Annotated in this window: 19 protein-coding genes; 10 read left to right on the top strand and 9 right to left on the bottom strand. The window is 73.1% G+C overall.

The window, feature by feature from the left end; all coding sequences use genetic code 11:
- Window positions 1–43 precede the first annotated feature (43 nt).
- Window positions 44–631, top strand: a complete 588-nt coding sequence (locus AC3IX6_RS02880) for a TetR/AcrR family transcriptional regulator (protein WP_489368600.1) — start codon at window positions 44–46, stop codon at window positions 629–631.
- Window positions 632–764: 133 nt separating this feature from the next.
- On the opposite strand, the gene AC3IX6_RS02875 is transcribed toward AC3IX6_RS02880, so the two are convergent.
- Window positions 765–1,343 carry a YceI family protein gene (locus tag AC3IX6_RS02875; RefSeq protein ID WP_250738298.1) on the bottom strand — a complete coding sequence of 193 codons (579 nt, stop codon included), beginning with the start codon at window positions 1,341–1,343 and terminating at the stop codon, window positions 765–767.
- A 35-nt stretch (window positions 1,344–1,378) separates the two neighbouring features.
- Complete coding sequence (locus tag AC3IX6_RS02870) at window positions 1,379–1,711, bottom strand: rhodanese-like domain-containing protein (RefSeq protein WP_382739049.1); 333 nt, start codon at window positions 1,709–1,711, stop codon at window positions 1,379–1,381.
- A 96-nt stretch (window positions 1,712–1,807) separates the two neighbouring features.
- Here AC3IX6_RS02870 and AC3IX6_RS02865 point away from each other — a divergent pair, with 96 nt between their 5' ends.
- On the top strand, window positions 1,808–2,263 hold the full coding sequence (locus tag AC3IX6_RS02865; RefSeq protein ID WP_489368599.1) for a MarR family winged helix-turn-helix transcriptional regulator: 456 nt from the start codon (window positions 1,808–1,810) through the stop codon (window positions 2,261–2,263).
- Between the two features lie 103 nt (window positions 2,264–2,366).
- On the opposite strand, the gene AC3IX6_RS02860 is transcribed toward AC3IX6_RS02865, so the two are convergent.
- Window positions 2,367–2,777 (bottom strand): Fur family transcriptional regulator, encoded by a 411-nt coding sequence (locus AC3IX6_RS02860; protein ID WP_489368598.1) that lies wholly within the window; start codon window positions 2,775–2,777, stop codon window positions 2,367–2,369.
- Between the two features lie 370 nt (window positions 2,778–3,147).
- On the opposite strand from AC3IX6_RS02860, the gene katG reads away from it, so the two are divergent.
- From katG to AC3IX6_RS02845, 3 genes are all read left to right on the top strand, one after another.
- Entirely contained in the window at window positions 3,148–5,379 is a 2,232-nt protein-coding gene (katG, locus tag AC3IX6_RS02855; RefSeq protein ID WP_489368597.1) for a catalase/peroxidase HPI, read from the top strand.
- A 214-nt stretch (window positions 5,380–5,593) separates the two neighbouring features.
- Window positions 5,594–5,944 carry a hypothetical protein gene (locus AC3IX6_RS02850; RefSeq protein ID WP_266902336.1) on the top strand — a complete coding sequence of 117 codons (351 nt, stop codon included), beginning with the start codon at window positions 5,594–5,596 and terminating at the stop codon, window positions 5,942–5,944.
- Between the two features lie 113 nt (window positions 5,945–6,057).
- On the top strand, window positions 6,058–8,052 hold the full coding sequence (locus AC3IX6_RS02845; RefSeq protein WP_489371716.1) for a potassium channel family protein: 1,995 nt from the start codon (window positions 6,058–6,060) through the stop codon (window positions 8,050–8,052).
- Here the strand turns inward: AC3IX6_RS02845 and AC3IX6_RS02840 are convergent.
- Together AC3IX6_RS02840 and AC3IX6_RS02835 are read right to left on the bottom strand one after the other, a co-directional pair.
- Entirely contained in the window at window positions 8,040–8,189 is a 150-nt protein-coding gene (locus AC3IX6_RS02840) for a hypothetical protein (RefSeq protein ID WP_489368595.1), read from the bottom strand. The genes AC3IX6_RS02845 and AC3IX6_RS02840 overlap by 13 nt on opposite strands.
- A gap of 41 nt (window positions 8,190–8,230) precedes the next feature.
- A complete protein-coding gene (locus tag AC3IX6_RS02835; protein ID WP_489368593.1) occupies window positions 8,231–8,503 on the bottom strand; it encodes a hypothetical protein in 273 nt (90 codons plus the stop codon).
- A gap of 116 nt (window positions 8,504–8,619) precedes the next feature.
- On the opposite strand from AC3IX6_RS02835, the gene AC3IX6_RS02830 reads away from it, so the two are divergent.
- From AC3IX6_RS02830 to AC3IX6_RS02820, 3 genes are all read left to right on the top strand, one after another.
- Entirely contained in the window at window positions 8,620–9,219 is a 600-nt protein-coding gene (locus tag AC3IX6_RS02830) for a hypothetical protein (protein WP_489368592.1), read from the top strand.
- Window positions 9,220–9,311: 92 nt separating this feature from the next.
- The gene (locus tag AC3IX6_RS02825; protein WP_489368590.1) at window positions 9,312–10,349 is read left to right on the top strand and encodes an urease accessory protein UreH domain-containing protein; all 1,038 of its coding nucleotides are present in this window, start codon (window positions 9,312–9,314) and stop codon (window positions 10,347–10,349) included.
- Window positions 10,346–10,561 (top strand): heavy-metal-associated domain-containing protein, encoded by a 216-nt coding sequence (locus tag AC3IX6_RS02820; protein ID WP_489368589.1) that lies wholly within the window; start codon window positions 10,346–10,348, stop codon window positions 10,559–10,561. The genes AC3IX6_RS02825 and AC3IX6_RS02820 overlap by 4 nt, the downstream gene beginning before the upstream one ends.
- A gap of 12 nt (window positions 10,562–10,573) precedes the next feature.
- On the opposite strand, the gene AC3IX6_RS02815 is transcribed toward AC3IX6_RS02820, so the two are convergent.
- The gene (locus AC3IX6_RS02815; protein WP_489368588.1) at window positions 10,574–11,605 is read right to left on the bottom strand and encodes a Rossmann-fold NAD(P)-binding domain-containing protein; all 1,032 of its coding nucleotides are present in this window, start codon (window positions 11,603–11,605) and stop codon (window positions 10,574–10,576) included.
- A 218-nt stretch (window positions 11,606–11,823) separates the two neighbouring features.
- On the opposite strand from AC3IX6_RS02815, the gene AC3IX6_RS02810 reads away from it, so the two are divergent.
- Both AC3IX6_RS02810 and AC3IX6_RS02805 read left to right on the top strand, forming a co-directional pair.
- On the top strand, window positions 11,824–12,438 hold the full coding sequence (locus AC3IX6_RS02810) for an RraA family protein (RefSeq protein ID WP_489368587.1): 615 nt from the start codon (window positions 11,824–11,826) through the stop codon (window positions 12,436–12,438).
- A 171-nt stretch (window positions 12,439–12,609) separates the two neighbouring features.
- Complete coding sequence (locus AC3IX6_RS02805; RefSeq protein ID WP_489368586.1) at window positions 12,610–13,137, top strand: universal stress protein; 528 nt, start codon at window positions 12,610–12,612, stop codon at window positions 13,135–13,137.
- 59 nt (window positions 13,138–13,196) lie between these two features.
- Here AC3IX6_RS02805 and AC3IX6_RS02800 read toward each other — a convergent pair whose 3' ends face one another.
- Genes AC3IX6_RS02800 through AC3IX6_RS02790 form a run of 3 tightly spaced genes read right to left on the bottom strand, consistent with a single transcriptional unit; the run spans window position 13,197 to window position 17,023 of the window.
- Complete coding sequence (locus tag AC3IX6_RS02800; protein WP_489368584.1) at window positions 13,197–14,609, bottom strand: ammonium transporter; 1,413 nt, start codon at window positions 14,607–14,609, stop codon at window positions 13,197–13,199.
- A complete protein-coding gene (locus AC3IX6_RS02795; RefSeq protein WP_489368582.1) occupies window positions 14,606–15,979 on the bottom strand; it encodes an ammonium transporter in 1,374 nt (457 codons plus the stop codon). The genes AC3IX6_RS02800 and AC3IX6_RS02795 overlap by 4 nt, the downstream gene beginning before the upstream one ends.
- Window positions 15,980–16,027: 48 nt before the next feature.
- Window positions 16,028–17,023: an urease accessory protein UreD gene (locus tag AC3IX6_RS02790; protein ID WP_489371715.1), complete on the bottom strand. Its 996-nt coding sequence runs from the start codon at window positions 17,021–17,023 to the stop codon at window positions 16,028–16,030.

The raw sequence follows: 17,023 nt of genomic DNA, 5'->3' as shown, positions 1-17,023 counted from the left end.
ACATCACGGACGAAGACGCACCATGACCAGCGGGTCACCTGAAGTGACCGAACTCATCCGGAAGCCGATCCGCGAGCGGGCGGACGCGGCGCGCAATCGCGACCGCATCCTGGCGGTCGCCGCCGAACTCTTCGGGGAGCGCGGTGTCGAGAACGTGTCCCTCGACGCCATCGCGGCGCGCGCGGGCGTGGGCAAGGGAACGCTGTTCCGCCGGTTCGGGAGCAAGTCCGGGCTCGCCGTGGCCCTGCTCGACGCCGAGGAGAGCGAGCTCCAGAGCAGGATGCTGTTCGGGCCGCCGCCCCTGGGGCCCGGAGCCGACCCGAGCACGCGGATCACCGCCTTCTTCGACACGTATCTGGATCTGCTCGACACGAACCTGGAACTGGTCCGGCTCTCGGAGACCACCGCGCCCGGCGTCCGGTACCAGATCGGCTCCTACTGCCTGTGGCAGCGCCACCTGTCCGTCCTGCTGGCCGAGGCGCGGCCGGAGCTGGACGCCCAGGGCACCTCGCACCTGCTGCTCGCCATGGTCGACGCCGACCTCCAACAGGCGCTGCGCAGCAGAGAGTTCACCCCCGGTCGGATCCGGGGGGCACTGGGCGAGATGGTGCGGCGGGTCCTGGAGGCCTGACCGGCACGCCGTCGGCGGGCACGGTCCGGACGCGGGCGGGCGTGGACCAGCCGCGGGCAGTGGTGGACGCGGGCAGGGGTGGTCCCGGCGCGGCTGGGGCCGCACCGGGACCGGCAGGGCGACGCGCCCGGCGTCAGACCTCCCTGACCGCCTCGATCTCCAGCGAGAGCTCGATCTCCTTGGAGACCAGGAACCCGCCGGTTTCCAGGGCCATGTTCCAGGTCAGGCCCCAGTCCTCGCGGTTGATCTTGCCGCGCGCCGAGAAGACCGTACGGTCGTTGCCCCACGGGTCCTTGGCGTGGCCCAGGTAGTCGACGTCGAGCTCGACGCGCCGGGTGAAGCCCTTGATCGTGAGATCGCCGGCGAGCGTGCCGCTCGTGCCGTTCCAGCTGACCGACGTCGAGGTGAACGTCGCCTGTGGGTGCTCGGCCACGTCGAAGAACTCGGCGGACCGGAGGTGGTCGTCCCGGGCCGTGTCCCCGCTGTTGACGCTGGCCATGTCGATCACCGCGGTGACCTTGCTGTCCTCGGGCCGCTCGCCGATGTAGACGGTGGCGTCGACGCCGGTGAACCGGCCGCGCACCTTCGTGAGCATGAAGTGCCGGCCGAGGAAGCCGACCTCGGCGTGTCCCGGGTCGACCTTCCAGTCGCCCACGGCCGGGAGTTCCACCCCGTCCACGGTGCGGGTCGGGGATGTCGCGCTACTGGTCATCGTCCGTTCCTCCTGCTCGTGTGTGGACGCCGCGCTCAGACGCCGGACTCGGTCGGGAGGCCGCCCCCGATCCAGTCCTCCTTGCCGTCCTTGTAGGTGAAGACCTTCGAGTAGCCGAGCTCCGCGAGGCGCTCGGCCGCGATCCCCGAGTTGGAGCAGGTCGTACCGGTGCAGTAGACGATGACCTCGGCGTCCTTGTCGGGCAGCAGGCCGGGGGCCAGCGCGTCGACGTCGTCGAGGGGGAGGAGCAGCGCCCCGGGCAGGTGCGCCTCCTTGTAGTACTGCTCGGGCAGGGCCTCGACGACCGCGGCCTTGCCACCGTCGAGCTTCTGCTTGACCTCGTCGCGGGAGAGGTTCTGAACCGCCATGTAGCCAGCCTCCGAAAATCAAGGATCAATAAGTGCGTACGCACGCACCTTAACAAGTATGTGCGGGCGCACGCAATGGGGGAGTAGGATCACGGTGTGACCGGACAGGATGATCGACTCGAGGCGTGGCGGGCGATGCTCCTCGCGCACAACACCGCCGTGCGCGCCATCGAGAACGATGTGCAGCGCGACGGCCGGATCCCTTTGACGTGGTACGACGTACTGCTCGAACTCAAGGCGGCCGGGAAGCACGGGCTGCGCATGCAGGAAGTGGCCAACCGGGTGGTCCTCAGCCGCACCCGGGTCAGCCGCCTGATCGACGAGATGGTGCGCGCCGGCCTCGTGGACAAGGTGCCCGACCCCCACGACAAGCGGGCCTCCTGGGCCGTCATCACCCCGGAGGGGGCCGCGGCCCATCGGGCGACCGCCCCGGTCTACATGCGCAGCATCCAGAAGCACTTCTCCGCGCACCTCACCGACGAGGACGCCGCGGTGATCGCCCGTGCGCTGTTCAAGGTCGCCCAGCCCGACTCCGACCTCCCGCTGGGCTGACCTCCGGCCGGGTCTGCGTCCACCTCGCGCACCGCGCGCGGGCTCTCGTACGGGCGTATTCGGGCCGGGCCCGCCGCTCCCCGCGGCGGGCCCGGCCCGTCCCTCATGCGCAGGAGGCGCAGAGCCCCCGGTAGGTGACCTCGACCCCGGACACCGTGAAACCGAACCGCTCCGCGGCCGGGAGGCCGGCCAGCGGGTCGCCGGTGGGGTGCACGTCGCGGATCAGGCCGCAGCCCGAGCACACCAGGTGCTGGTGCGGGTGGTGCGCGTTGGGGTCGTACCGTTTGGCCCGGCCGTCGGTGGTGACCTCCATGACCTCGCCGAGGGAGACCAGCTCGCCCAGGGCGTTGTAGACGGTGGCCCGGGAGATCTCGGGCAGCCGCTCCACCGCGCGGGCGTGCACCTCGTCGGCCGTGAGGTGCACGTGGTCACCGTCGAGCACTTCCGCGACGACGCGCCGCTGGGAGGTCATCCGCCAGCCGCGTTCGCGCAGCCGCTCCAGCAGGTCACTCATGATCGGCTCACCACTTTCTGATTCGGCGGGGCACATTCGGAGGGGGCGGACTCGGCGGGGAGGGTCGGCGGGGAGGGTCGGCGGGATCCCCCGGAATTTACCGCCCGCGGTCCGGGATCCGACGTGATGCGGGCTTGGTGTCGTTCTTGACTTGGATTGCGTCCATCGTAGGATCGGTCGTGTTGATAGCCAAGGGACAGGAACGGTCCGGAGCAGCGCGAGACTGGACGTGAGACCGTCCGCGACGGTGACCGCCCCGGCGTCAGGACGACCGTGAAACCGGGGCCCGCCGGGTCCCGTGCCCTAAAAATGTTCCATCGCATGCAGTTCCTGATCACCGCGACCCCCGGTCCGGTCCGGAAGGATTCCCATGTCTGAGAACCATGATGCAATCGTCACCGATGCGAAGGCGGAGGGCGGCGGTGGCTGCCCGGTCGCGCACGAGCGGGCCGCGCACCCGACCCAGGGCGGCGGAAACCGCCAGTGGTGGCCGGACCGGCTCAACCTGAAGATCCTCGCCAAGAACCCCGCCGTGGCCAACCCCCTCGGTGAGGAGTTCGACTACGCCGCGGCGTTCAACACGCTCGACCTCCCGGCGGTCAAGCGGGACATCGCCGAGGTGCTGACCACCTCGAAGGACTGGTGGCCCGCCGACTTCGGCCACTACGGCCCGTTCATGATCCGCATGGCGTGGCACAGCGCCGGCACCTACCGGATCAGCGACGGCCGCGGCGGCGCCGGAGCCGGTCAGCAGCGGTTCGCCCCGCTCAACAGCTGGCCGGACAACGGCAACCTCGACAAGGCCCGCCGCCTGCTGTGGCCGGTCAAGAAGAAGTACGGCCAGAGCCTCTCGTGGGCCGACCTCATGATCCTCACGGGCAATGTCGCCCTGGAGACGATGGGCTTCGACACCTTCGGCTTCGGCGGCGGCCGGGCCGACGTCTGGGAGCCGGACGAGGACGTCTACTGGGGTCCCGAGACCACCTGGCTCGACGACGAGCGCTACACCGGCGACCGCGAGCTGGAGAACCCCCTCGGCGCCGTCCAGATGGGCCTCATCTACGTCAACCCGGAGGGCCCGAACGGCACCCCGGACCCGCTCGCCGCGGCGCGCGACATCCGCGAGACGTTCCGCCGGATGGCGATGAACGACGAGGAGACCGTCGCCCTGATCGCGGGCGGCCACACCTTCGGCAAGACCCACGGCGCGGGCCCGGCGGAAAGCGTCGGCGACGACCCCGAGGCCGCCCCGATCGAGGCGCAGGGCCTGGGCTGGGCCAACTCCTACGGCAGCGGCAAGGGCGGCGACGCCATCACCAGCGGGCTGGAGGGGATCTGGACGAACACCCCGATCACCTGGGACAACACCTTCTTCGACATCCTCTTCGGCTACGAGTGGGAGCTGTTCAAGAGCCCCGCCGGCGCCCACCAGTGGCGGCCGAAGGGCGGCGCCGGAGCGGGCACCGTACCCGACGCGCACGACCCGTCGAAGACCCACGCCCCGACGATGCTCACGACCGACCTGTCGCTGCGCATCGACCCGGCCTACGAGCAGATCTCCCGGCGCTTCCACGAGAACCCGGCCGAGTTCGCCGACGCCTTCGCCCGCGCCTGGTACAAGCTCACCCACCGTGACATGGGCCCGGTCGTGCGCTACCTCGGCCCCGAGGTCCCCTCCGAGACGCTGCTGTGGCAGGACCCGCTCCCCGCGGTGACCCACTCCCTCGTCGACGACGCGGACGTCGCCGCCCTCAAGGCCAAGGTCCTCGCCTCGGACCTCACCGTGTCCCAGCTCGTCTCCACCGCCTGGGCCGCGGCCTCCTCCTTCCGCGGCAGCGACAAGCGCGGCGGCGCCAACGGCGCGCGCATCCGCCTCCAGCCGCAGAGCGGGTGGGAGGTGAACAACCCCGACGAACTGGCGACGGTCCTGCGCACGCTGGACGGCATCCGGGAGACCTTCAACTCGGCCCAGACCGGCGGCAAGCAGGTCTCGCTCGCCGACCTGATCGTCCTCGCGGGCGGCGCGGGCGTGGAGCAGGCCGCCAAGGACGCCGGCGTCGAGATCCGGGTGCCCTTCGCACCGGGACGCGTGGACGCCTCGCAGGAGCAGACCGACGTGGAGTCCTTCGCCGCGCTGGAGCCGGCCGCCGACGGGTTCCGCAACTACCTCGGCAAGGGCAACCGCCTGCCGGCCGAGTACCTGCTGCTCGACAAGGCGAACCTGCTGAACCTCAGCGCCCCGGAGACCACCGTCCTCGTCGGCGGCCTGCGGGTGCTCGGGGCGAACCACCAGCAGTCGCCGCTCGGCGTCCTCACCACGACCCCCGGGTCGCTCACCAACGACTTCTTCGTCAACCTGCTCGACCTGGGGACGACCTGGAAGCCGACCTCCGAGGACGCGAACACCTTCGAGGCCCGCGACGACGCCACGGGCAAGGTCAAGTGGACCGGCAGCCGGGTCGACCTGGTCTTCGGGTCGAACTCCGAGCTGCGCGCGCTCGCGGAGGTCTACGCGAGCGACGACGCGAAGGAGAAGTTCGTCAAGGACTTCGTCGCCGCCTGGGACAAGGTCATGAACCTGGACCGGTTCGACCTCGTCTGATCCCCGGCGTCCGGGTCGGCCCGCCGTGACCGGCGGCCGGCCCGGAGCCCGGCGGGGCCCAGAGCGGGGCCAGTGGGCCCCGGGGTCCCGGCCCCCCCGGCCCGCCGCCGCGGGGCCGCGTTCACCCGGACGGCGGAGCAGCGGAAGCCGCCCGCGCCGTGCCGGGGCAGTCTGTGCGTAGGACCGCCACCACCGCACAGACGAGGACCGCGCCATGTCCCACAGCAGGCGTATCAGCATCATCGCGGGAACGGCAGCGCTGCTGCTGACGGCCACCGCCTGTTCGGGCCTGGGCCGGAGCACCGTCGGGATGCTCGAATTCCGCGGCCACGACTCGCCGCTCGAGGTGAGCTACATCAACACCTCGGTCAAGGGCTGCCAGAAGATCGGCCTGCCGAAGGGGGCGACCCACGTGGAGAACAACACCCTCGTGGACGTCGTCCTGTACCAGACGGAGGACTGCCGCAAACTCGACCGCGGCGACGGCACCTACGTGGGCACCACCCTCTCGAACGTCACGGCCCCCGAAGCCCTGCCCTGGCGCAGCTTCAGCGTCATCCACTGACGCAAGGCCGCCCCGTGGCGCAGGCCGCCGCCCGGGCGGGTCGGGCGACACGGCATGCTGGGGCGGTGTCCTCTCCTTCCACGCATCCCCAACCGACCGAATCCGCCGACCTGATGGTCGTGTGCGGGGACGACGGGCTCGCCCACCGGCTGGCCGCGGAGCTCCGCGACGTGTACGAGGAGCGGGTGACGCTGGTCGTGCCGGCCGCCCGCGAGGTGCGTCCCGGGGCGGGCGCCGGACCGGGCCGGACCCGCGCCCGGGTCGGGGCCGGGCGCGCGCTGCTGGGACGGTTTCCGGCCGCGCGGATCCGTACGGCCGTCGCGGACCGGGCCGTCGCGGACCGGGCCGTCGCGGACCGGGCCGCCGCGGGGGAGGTGCCCGTACCGGAACTGCGGGTGCTGGAGGCGCCCGCCCCCGACGAAGAGGCCCTCTCCGCCGCCGGGGTGGCCGGGGCGGCTGCGCTGGCACTCGTCTACGAGGACGACGAGACGAACGTACGGGCCGCCCTGATGGCCCGGCGGCTCAACCCCAGGCTGCGGCTCGTCATCCGCCTCTACAACCGCAAACTCGGCCAGCACCTCGAGGAGTTGCTCGACCAGGCGGCGCTCGTCGCGGAGCCCGGGCTCGACCGGCGGGGGCTCGACTCCGCCACGACCGTGCTCTCCGACGCCGATACGGCCGCCCCCGCACTCGTCGCCTCCGCCGTCGCCGGAACCAGCAAGGTGATCCAGGCCGACGGTCTGCTCCTGCGCGCGGTGGAACGCACACCTCCCGGCCCCGGCGAGGTGGCCGACCCGGGCCTGTGCACCCTAGCCCTGCTCTCCGCCACCGCCGTGGACCCGGCCGGCGCCGACGGATCGGAGCTCGGCGGCGACCGCGGACCTCAACTCCTCCCGGACGCCCGGTCCGTGGCGGCCGCGACCGGCCGGGGGATCGTCGCGCTGGAAGCCGTCTCCCACGCCGCGGCCGCGCCCGAGGGGAGGCGGCTGAACCAGGTCTCCCTGCCGGTGGGTTCACTGTTCTCCCGCAGGCTCCGCTGGTCGCTGGCCGGGATCACGGCCGCCGTCGGCGCCCTGGCCGTGGCCTCCTCCCTGGTCACGGGAGACACCCCGCTGCACGCCGTCTACCTGACCCTGCTCGACGTCTTCGCGATCAACGACCCCGCGCTCGACCAGCCCACCGAGCGGCAACTCCTGCAGATCCTGGCCGGGTTCGTCGGGCTGCTCCTGCTGCCGGTCCTGGTCGCGGCCGCGCTCGAAGCACTGGGCGCCTTCCGTACCGCCACGGCCCTGCGCAGGCCGCCGCGCGGGCTCTCCGGCCACGTCGTGCTGCTCGGCCTCGGCAAGGTCGGCGCCCGGGTGCTCGCCCGGCTGCGGGAGCTGGGCATCCCCGTCGTGTGCGTGGAGTCCGACCCCGGGGCCCGCGGGATCGCCCTCGCGCGCCGCCTGCACGTACCTGTCGTGCTCGGCGACGTCACCGACGAAGGGGTCCTGGAAGCCGCCCGGATCCACCGCGCCGACGCCCTGCTGGCGGTGACCAGCTCGGACACCACCAATCTGGAGGCCGCGCTCTACGCCCGCTCGGTGAAACCCGACGTACGGGTGGTGATGCGGCTGTACGACAACGAGTTCGCCACCGCCGTCTACCGCACCCTGCGCGAGGCCCACCCGGCGGCCCTCACCCGGAGCCGCAGCGTCTCCCACCTGGCCGCGCCCGCGTTCGCCGGGGCGATGATGGGCCGCCAGGTGCTCGGCGCGATCCCGGTGGAGCGCAGGGTGCTGGTGTTCGCGGTGCTGGAGGTGGCGGGCCACCCCCAGCTGGAGGGCCGCACCATCGCGGAATCGTTCCGGCCCGGTGCCTGGCGGGTGGTCGCCCTGGACACCGCCGCCCCGGCGAACCGCCGTCCCGGCCTCGCCACGGAACCCGGCTACGACACGGCCAGGCCGCCCACCCTGGTGTGGGACCTGCGCCCCGGCCACGTCCTGCGGCCCGAGGACCGCGTGGTCATGGCCGCCACCCGGCGCGGCCTGGCGGAACTGCTCGGCCGCGGGCAGGCCCGTACGGCCGGGGCCGGGGCCGCGGACACCGGACCGGGTCAGCCCGGCTGATCCCGCGGCAGGACCTGGTGCGAGCCGTGCCCGGCGGCGTCGACGTGCACCACGTGGCCGCCCACCCGCACGGTCTGGGTGCCCGCCGCGAGCCAGCAGCCGGTGGGGCCCTGGGCATCGGGCAGCGGGGACCACACCTCCAGGAAGGTGCTGCCGTCGAGGTTGGTGCCCGTTTCGATCAGGCGCTCGCCGTCGGGCGCAGGACTCCGACGTCGTGGCCGGGGGCGCCGACGTGGTGGTGGAAGGTGATCTCCCGGCCGTCGTAGGAGGTGGTTCCGGCGAACCCGCGGCTGTCCGCGTACAGGCTGCCGGTCTGGAGCCACACGACGTGCTCGGTCTCCCGGAGCGGGCCGCCGTCCCGGCTGATGCCGGCGCGGAGCCACGCACCACGGCGGGGCGCGTCCACGGCCGGGGCCTCGGGCACGGTCGGCAGGGCGGTGTGGTTCTCCATGGACCCACGGTAACGGCGGAGCCGGCCGTGTGCCGGGTCCGGCGACGGCACCGCACCGCCCCGCGCCACAACCCCGGTTCCGGAGCGCGGTGGGCGGCTGTCGTAGCATCGCGACCATGCAGCCACTCCGCGCCCTCCGCCGTGCCACGGCCGTCGCCGCGGGCGTCGTGACGGTGCTGCTGCTCGTCTGCGGCGGGCTGTTCACGCATCCCGCATCCGCGGGGGACGCGGCGGGGATGCGGATGGCCCGGGGGCCGCTGACGGGGTCGTCGCACGCCATGGCCGGGACTCCGTCGATGGCCGGGATGCCCAGGATGGACATGGGCGCGGGACCGGCCCTGCGCATGGATCCGGTTCTTGGCGCGGTCGCGCCCAAGGCCATGGCCGCGGCCCCCGACGCGGGCCCGGGAACGGGTCCCGGTGCGGGCCCGGACGCAGGCCCCGGAACGGTCCCCGCCGTGGGCCCGGGTACGGGCCCCCGCAGCGGCCCGGAGAGTGGTGCGGGCTCGGGGGACGGCGGGGGGTGTTCCGCCTTCGGGCAGGACTGTCCGCTGGCTTCGGCGTACGCGCCCAGCGTGCCCGCCGGGGACCTTGCCGGCTCCGCCGCGGCGGGGGCGCCGTCCGCGGCGGACGGCCGGCCGGGGCCCGTGCCGCCCCCGGAGTGCTCCCGCCCGAGAGCGCCCGATCTCGACTCCCTCTGCGTCAGCCGGACCTGACCGGCCCCGCACCCGTAGCCGCCCGCACGCCGGGCGGCCGGGGTGCTTCGCCGTGTCCCGATCGACCGCGACGTACAGGGAGTCCGTTCCCCATGGCTTCATCCACCGCGTTGTTCGTCACCGGTGTCTCCACCGGTCTGCTCGCCGGCGGCGCGTCCTGCGCCGCCGTCCAGGGAGGCCTGCTCGCCGGGGCCGTCGGCCGCCGGTCCACCGAGTGGTCCGAGGAGAGGTGGCGCCGCAGCGGCCTCTTCGCCCCCGTCGGGGCCTTCCTCGGGGCCAAGCTCCTCTCCCACACCCTCCTCGGCGCCGCCCTCGGCCTGATCGGAGCCGCGGTCCAGCCCGGTCCGCGCACCCGCGCCGTGCTGATGCTGGCCGCGGGCGTGCTGATGGTGCTGTTCGCCCTCGACATGTTCGGAGTGCGCGCGGTACGCCGCTTCGTGCCGCGCACGCCCGCCTCCTGGGGCCGCCGGGTCCGCCGGTCGGCCAAGTCCACGGCCGTCACCACCCCGGCCGTACTCGGCTTCCTGACCGTGCTGATCCCCTGCGGGGTGACCCTGAGCGTCGAGCTCCTCGCCGTCACCTCCGGCGGCCCGCTCGCGGGAGCGGCCGTCATGGCCGGCTTCGTCCTCGGGACCGGTCCGCTCTTCGCCGCCCTCGGCTTCTTCCTGCGCTCCGCCGCCCGGTTGTGGCAGGGGCGGCTGACCCTGGCGACGGCCGTCGTGGTGCTGCTCGTCGCGGTGTGGACCCTCGGCAGCGGGCTGCGGCTCGGCGGCTGGTGGCCCGCCGGAGCCCCGGCGGCGGTCGCCGTCGAGGTGGCGCCCCAGACGGTGGTGCTCAACCCGGACGGCACGCAGACCGTGACCATCCGGGCCCGTACGAACGCGTACGCCCCGGCCGCCGTCACGGCGAAGGCCGGGGTCCCCACCACCCTGGTCGTCGCCACGCAGGGGACGGGCGGCTGCGTCCGCGCCTTCGTCATCCCCGACCTCGGCATCCAGAAGATCCTCCCCACGACCGGGAGCACCGGCATCGACCTGGGCGCCCGGCGGCCGGGGACGCTCGAGTACAGCTGCGGCATGGGCATGTACGGCGGCCTGATCACCTTCGAGAGCCAGGAGGGCGCCTCGTGAAGGAGCGCATGGAGTTCACCGTGACCGGCATGCACTGCGACAGCTGCGGACTGCTGATCGACGACGAGGTGGAGGAGCTGGCGGGAGTGGTCGCCAGCGCGACGAGCGTCCGCACGGGCCGCACCGTCGTCGATACGGACCGGCCCGTCGACCCCGCGGCCGTCATCGCGGCGATCGCCTCCGCGGGATACCCGGCGGAACGCGCGCGGTAGCCCGAACGGGCCTCAGCCGGCCCCGGCTCCGGCCCCGGACCCGGCGGCCCCGGCTTCGGCCGCGAGTGCGTCGAGCAGTTCGCGTTCGCGTCCGGGGCCGAGGCCCGCGCGCCGGGTCCGGTCCAGGCCCTGGGCCCGCTCCCAGCGCAGGGTGTCGGCCAGCAGCCCGGACCGCGGGCGGTGGCGCAGACCCGCCGCCCGCGCCGCCGCCCCGCTCCGTGCCGCCCAGCCCTCCCAGCCCTTCTCGACCACCCACATCGGCAGCGAACCGGGGCCCATGTACTCGGCCACGCCGTGGGCGAGCAGCCACTCGGAGCCGGCGGGGACCACCGGACCGGTGTGCCCCCCGGCCGCCCGGGACAGCTCGATCCACCGCGCCAACGGAACCACCGGGCCGACCGCGTCGTAGGTGCCGGTGGTTCCGTTCGCCGCGCAGTCGAGGAGCCAGTCGGCGAGGTCCCGTACGTCCACGGCCTGGGTGGCGAGGTCCGGTTCGTCGGGGACCAGCATCGGCCCCACCGGATCGGCCGCGGCGCGGGCCGCCCAGTAACCGGAGCGGTCACTGTGATCGCCCGGGCCGCCGATCAGGCCGGCGCGGGCGATCAGCAGCCGGTCGCCGACGGCGGCCGCGGAGGCCCGCTCGCAGGCGACCTTGGCCTCGCCGTACACCGAGCGGTCGGCCTCGCCCGCCTCGGCCGGGGCCAGCAGGGCCGCGGACTCGTCGGCGTCCGGGGCCGCGTGGGAGGCGTAGGCGCTGATGGAGGAGACGTAGGTCCAGTGCCCGGCCCGGTCCGCGAGCGCGGCCAGCGCCCCGCGGACGAACCCCGGCTGCCAGGACACCTCGACGACCGCGTCCCACGTGCGGTCCAGGAGGGGTTCGTACGCCGAAGGGCCGTGCCGGTCGGCCACCACGAGAGCGGCCCCGTCCGCGACGGGGCCGCTCTCGCCGCGCGCCAGGCACGTCACCCGGTGACCCCGCCCGATCGCCTGCCGGGACAACTCCCGGCCCAGCCATGCCGTTCCGCCCAGAATGAGGATCTCCATGGCGCCAGCCAAGCACCACCCGCACCGGATGCCGAGGCCGGTTCGCCGACAGCGGAGGACTCTTCCCCCCGCTCCCCTCGGCCCCCGGCCGTCCGTCCGCCCCGCCGTCCGTCCGCCCCGCGGTCCGTTCGCGCCTTCCCGGGGCGCCGTGACCTACGATCTTGCTGCCCCGGGCGGGCCCGCCGCACGCACGGGCGGCACTGAGAGCAAGGACTGACATGCCGAACGGTTTCAAGGGCGTCCCGCCCACCACCCTCGCCGACTTCCTGGGCCGCGAGCAGGTCATGGACATCGGCATCCGGCCGCTGTGGGACGCGCCGCGCGTCGCGGGACCCGCCTACACGGTGCGGTGCGAGCCCGGCGACAACCTGATGCTGCACGCGGCCATCTACCGCGCCGAGCCCGGCTCGGTCATCGTCGTCGAGTCGGGTGACCTGGACCACGCGCTCGCCGGCGGCAACGTGTGCGCCGTTGCCCAGCGCCGGGGCATCGCCGGGTTCGTGCTCGACGGACTCCTGCGCGACCTCGCGGAGGTGCGCGCGGCGGGCTTCCCGGTCTTCGCCCGCGGTGTCATCCCCATCCCGGGCGGCAAGAAGAAGCTCGGCTCCCTCGGCGATGCCGTGCGGGTCGGCGGAGTGACCGTCCACCCCGGGGACATCGTGGTCGCCGACGAGGAGGGCGTCGTCGTCACCCCGGCCGCCCGGCAGGACGAGATCCTGCGGGCCGCCCTGGACAAGCTGGAGAAGGAGGCGGGGGAGTCCCTGGACGCCTGGGAGGAGCAGCACCGCGCGCGCATCGAGAAGGCGCTGGGCGGCCTCGGTTTCACCGGCTGACCGCACGCGCGCCGGCTGACCGCACGGAGACCGGGCCCCCGCGTCAAGGACCCGTCAGGGCCCCCGCGTTCCGCGTCAGGAGCCCGTCAGGAGTCCGCCGGGGGAGGGCCGAAAGCCCCTTCGCCGCCGTTCCCTTGAGGAGTCGGAGCAGCGGACGGGGAGGACGGCGCAGTGCGGGGACGAGTCGTGGTGGGGGTGTACGGATCCCTCGGGAGCCTGACGGCATTGCACGCGGCGCACGCCGAGGCCCGGGCGCGGGAGGCGGAACTGTGGGTCGTACTGGCCTGGCAGCCGCCGCTCGGCGGACCGGGCGCCCGGCGCGACGGGGGAGGGACCGCGCTGCTCACCGCCTCGCGGGAGGCGGCGGTCGAGCGCTTGCGGGAGGTCCTCGACACCGCCTTCGGGGGAGCACCGCCGGGCGTGACCCTGGCCGGGCTGGCGGTCCGGGGCACCCCGGGCGCGGCCCTGGTGGGGACCGTCCGGGACTCCGGCGACCTGCTCGTGGTGGGTACGGGGCCGCGCGCCCCGCTGCTGCGCGCACTGCGGCCCTCGGTGTCCCGGTACTGCCTGAGGCGCGCGCCCTGTCCCGTACTGGCCGTGCCGCCCGGTCCGCTGCGCGCCGACCTGGACGCCGTGCGCCGCCGCATCGTGTGGCGGCGGACCCTGGACGCGGGAGACCTGGTCCGGTGGGCGGCGTGACCCGGACCGGGCCCCGTGCCTTCCGTACGCGGCCGCCGCCACACCGGGTGCGGCCGAGCTCAGGCCCGGCCGTCGCCGCCCTGCCGGTCGCCGCCGCCCTGGGGGGCCGTCAGCAGGACCTCGCGCAGCCGGGCGACCAGCGCGGAGGCGCTCTCCGGCTCCTCACCGGCCCCCTCGGGGCGGGGCGCATCGCCCGACAGCTGGTCGAGGTTGTCGGAGAGGGCGTCGGCGTAGGCCTGCTCCTTCTCCACCATTCCGCCGGGCTGGCGCAGCCCGATGGTGACCTCGATGGCCTTGCCGATCAGTGCGGTCATCACGAACGAGAACAGCCCGAGCACCACCGTGGCGGTGAGCTGCTTGCTCAGCAGGTCCCAGGAGCCGCCGTAGAAGAGGCCCTTGTGGCCCGTCAGCGTCCCGGTCGCGCAGAGGCCGGCCATGACCATGCCGACGATGCCGCCCCAGCCGTGGATGCCCACCACGTCCAGGGTGTCGTCCACGCCCAGCCGGTACTTCCAGCTGATCGCGAACGCGCAGGTCAGCCCGGCGAGGAAGCCGATGATGGTGGCCCATACCGGGCTCACCCCGCCGGCCAGCGGGGTCATGGCGACGAGTCCGGTGACGGCGCCCATGCACATGTCGAGCAGGCCGACCTGCCGGGTGCGCCACCAACTGGTCGCCGCCCAGCCGGCCATCGCCGCGCCCGCCGCGAGCTGACTGTTGAGGAAGGCCATCGCGGCGCCGCCCGGGGTCTCCAGGGAGGAACCGGTGTTGAAGCCGAACCAGCCGAACCACATGAGGGACAGCCCGATGACCACGAGCGGCAGGTTGTGCGGCCGGATGCCCTGGCGGTCGAAGTCCGCCCGCTTGCCCGCGACGATGGCGAGGGCGAGTCCGGCGGCCCCCGATCCGATCTCCACGACGGTGCCGCCGGAGAAGTCGACGGCGCCGAGCTGCTTGGAGACCCAGCCTTCCGGGTCGAACACCCAGTGGGCCATGGGGATGTAGACCAGCAGGGTCCACGCGATGACGAAGGCGATCCAGCCGCCCATCTTCGCGCGGCCCGCGATGGAGCCGGCGATCAGGGCCACGGTGACGACCGCGAAGGACAGGTGGAAGACCACGAAGGTGACCGTGGGCACGGACCCGGTCAGCGACTGCGCGTCGATCCCGCGCAGGAAGGCGTGGTCGAGCGTGCCGATGACCCCGAGTCCGCCGGCGTCCGGGCCGAAGGCCAGGGAGTACCCGATCGCGAACCAGAGCACGGTGACGATGACCATGCAGAAGAAGATCATCTTCAGCATGGCGACGATCTGGCCCGTGCGGACCATGCCGCCGTAGAAGAAGGCCACTCCGGGAGCCATCAGCAGGACCAGGGCCGTGGCCATCATCAGCCAGGACGCGTTGCCGGAGTCGGCGACGGTGGGTGCGGCGGAGACCGCCGATACGGTGGAGGCAATCGTGTGCGCGGTCACTTGTCACGCTCTCGTCGGTCCAGTACGGATACGATCTCGGCGAGCAGCGCGGCGTCCTGCTGCTCCGACGTGCCCTTGGCCGCGCCCACCGCGGCGGGCGCGCGGGGCGCGGCCGCGGCTCCGCCGATGCGGTCGCGGATCTCGTCCAGGGTCTCGTTGTCGTAGGCGACCTCCTCGTCCCGGCCGGGTACGTTCTCGTACTCCTCCGAGGTGCGGAAGCCGACGGCCTTGTCGATCGCCTTGGCGATGAGCCAGGTCATGGCGAAGGCGAAGCAGCCGACCGCAAGAACGCCGACGGCCTGACGCCACAACTGGTCCAGGCCGCCCCCGTAGAAGAGGCCCTTCTTGCCGCTCATCGCGGCCGTCGCGAAGAAGCCGATCGACAGGACGCCGACGATCCCGCCCCAGCCGTGCACGCCGACCACGTCGAGGGTGTCGTCGACACCGATCTTGAACTTCATGTTGATGGCGAAGCAGCAGACCACACCGGCGGTGAAGCCGATGATCAGCGCGCCGAGCGGGGAGACCTCGCCGCAGGCAGGGGTGATGGCCACCATGCCGGCGACCGCCGCTGAGGCCACGCCCAGCATCTCCACATGGCCCAGGCGCCACTTCTCGATGATCGGCCAGCCGATCATCGCGCCCGCGGCGGCCAGTTGGGTGTTGAAGAAGGTGGTCGGGGCGCTGCCCTCGACCTGGAGCGCGGAGCCCGCGTTGAAGCCGAACCAGCCGAACCACAGCAGCGCCAGACCGATGATGACCAGGGGCAGGTTGTGCGGGCGGATCGTCTCGCGCTCGAAGTCCTTGCGCTTGCGCAGCACGATGGCCACCGCGAGGCCCGAGGCGCCCGAGCTGAGCTCGACGGGCAGACCGCCGGCGTAGTCGAGCGCGCCCAGGGACTTGTTGATCCAGCCGTCGGGGGCGAACACCCAGTGCGCGGTGGGCACGTAGACCAGCATGGTCCAGGCGACGACGAAGACCAGCCAGCCCTTCATGGTGGCGCGGCCCGCGATCGAGCCGCTGATCAGCGCCACCGTGATGATCGCGAAGGACATCTGGAAGCAGGCGAAGATCACCGTCGGGATGGAGCCGTGCAGGGAGTCCATCCCGATGCCCCGGAAGAAGGCGTGGTCGAGATTGCCGATCATGCCGCCGCCGGCGTCCTTGCCGAAGGCGAGGGAGTAACCGACCGCGACCCACAGGATGGTCACCAGCGACAGGCAGGCGAAGCTCATCTTGAGCATCACCAGCACGTGCTTGGTTTGGACCATGCCCCCGTAGAAGAAGGCGAGGCCGGGGGTCATCAGCAGCACCATGGCGGTGCTCGCCATCATCCAGGCGGTATTACCCGTATCGTAGCCACTGGGCATCTGGTGGAGCTCTCTCTGGTCGTGAACAGGCAGGAGGGGGTGGGTAGTTCAGGTCTTGCGCAGATCCGGTGCGGGTACGCCGATCAGCCTGCGCCGCACCGCGTCCCAGACGGCCCCGAGCGCCCGGGTCACGGGCTCGGTGTGCTCCCCGAGCACCCGCACCCAGGCCCCGCAGTCCTGCGGCAGCACGCTGACCCCGTACGGGAGTCCGCGGTCGGCCAGGGTCTCGTGCAGCAGGTCGGCGAGCTCGCGGGCGGGGGCGAGCGGGCTGACCGCGAAGAAGCAGGCCATCACGGAACGGCCGGCCAGCACGGCAGGCCCGTCAACGGAGCCGGAGCTGCCCCCGGCCCCGCCCGGCTCCAGTCGTACGGTGTCCAGTGCCACCAACTCGCCGCCCGGTCGGCGCAGTTCGAGGTCGGAGGCGAAGACCTGGTAGGCGTTGCGCTCGCCGTGCGCCAGCCGGCCGGTCAGGACGGTCTCGCTCGCCAGCACGGTGGCCGTGGGGTCGGCGGTGATCACCGTGCGCTGGTAGAAGCGCGAGTCGACGTAGGGGATGACCGGGTCCGGCAGGTATTCGACGTACGCGTCCGGGCCGGCGGTCAGGAAGGTCTGGGCGACGGCGTAGTCGTGCTCCATCCGGTAGACCTTGGTGGCCGCCTGCGTGGTGACGTGCCCCGAGGTGCCGGGGCCGAAGGACAGGTCGGTGCGCAGCCGGTCGGCCTGGATGATCCCGCCGCCCGTGGACATCAGGAAGGTGATGGGCAGGTCGGGGCGGTGCGGGTCGAAATAGAGCGGCCGCATGATCTGGAGCGGGGACTTCTGGTAGTGCCGCACCAGCTCCGTGCGCCCGCCGACCTGCTCGAAGCCCAGCTCCAGCAGCCCCACCTTGCCGGGGCGCCCGACACCGAGGGTGTCGGGCACCGAGGAGTGCCGCAGGACCTCCAGGGGGACGCGCGGCGGTTCGTAGTGCGCGGCCTCCAGGCGTGCGGGCGGCAGGAGGGTGCGGGACGGAGTGCGGGGCGAGGCGTGGGGCGGATCCGCCAC

This window comes from Streptomyces sp. GL_141, assembly GCF_057834385.1.
The sequence above is the reverse complement of the archived record's forward strand: the minus strand, read 5'-3'. Positions and strand labels throughout refer to the sequence as shown.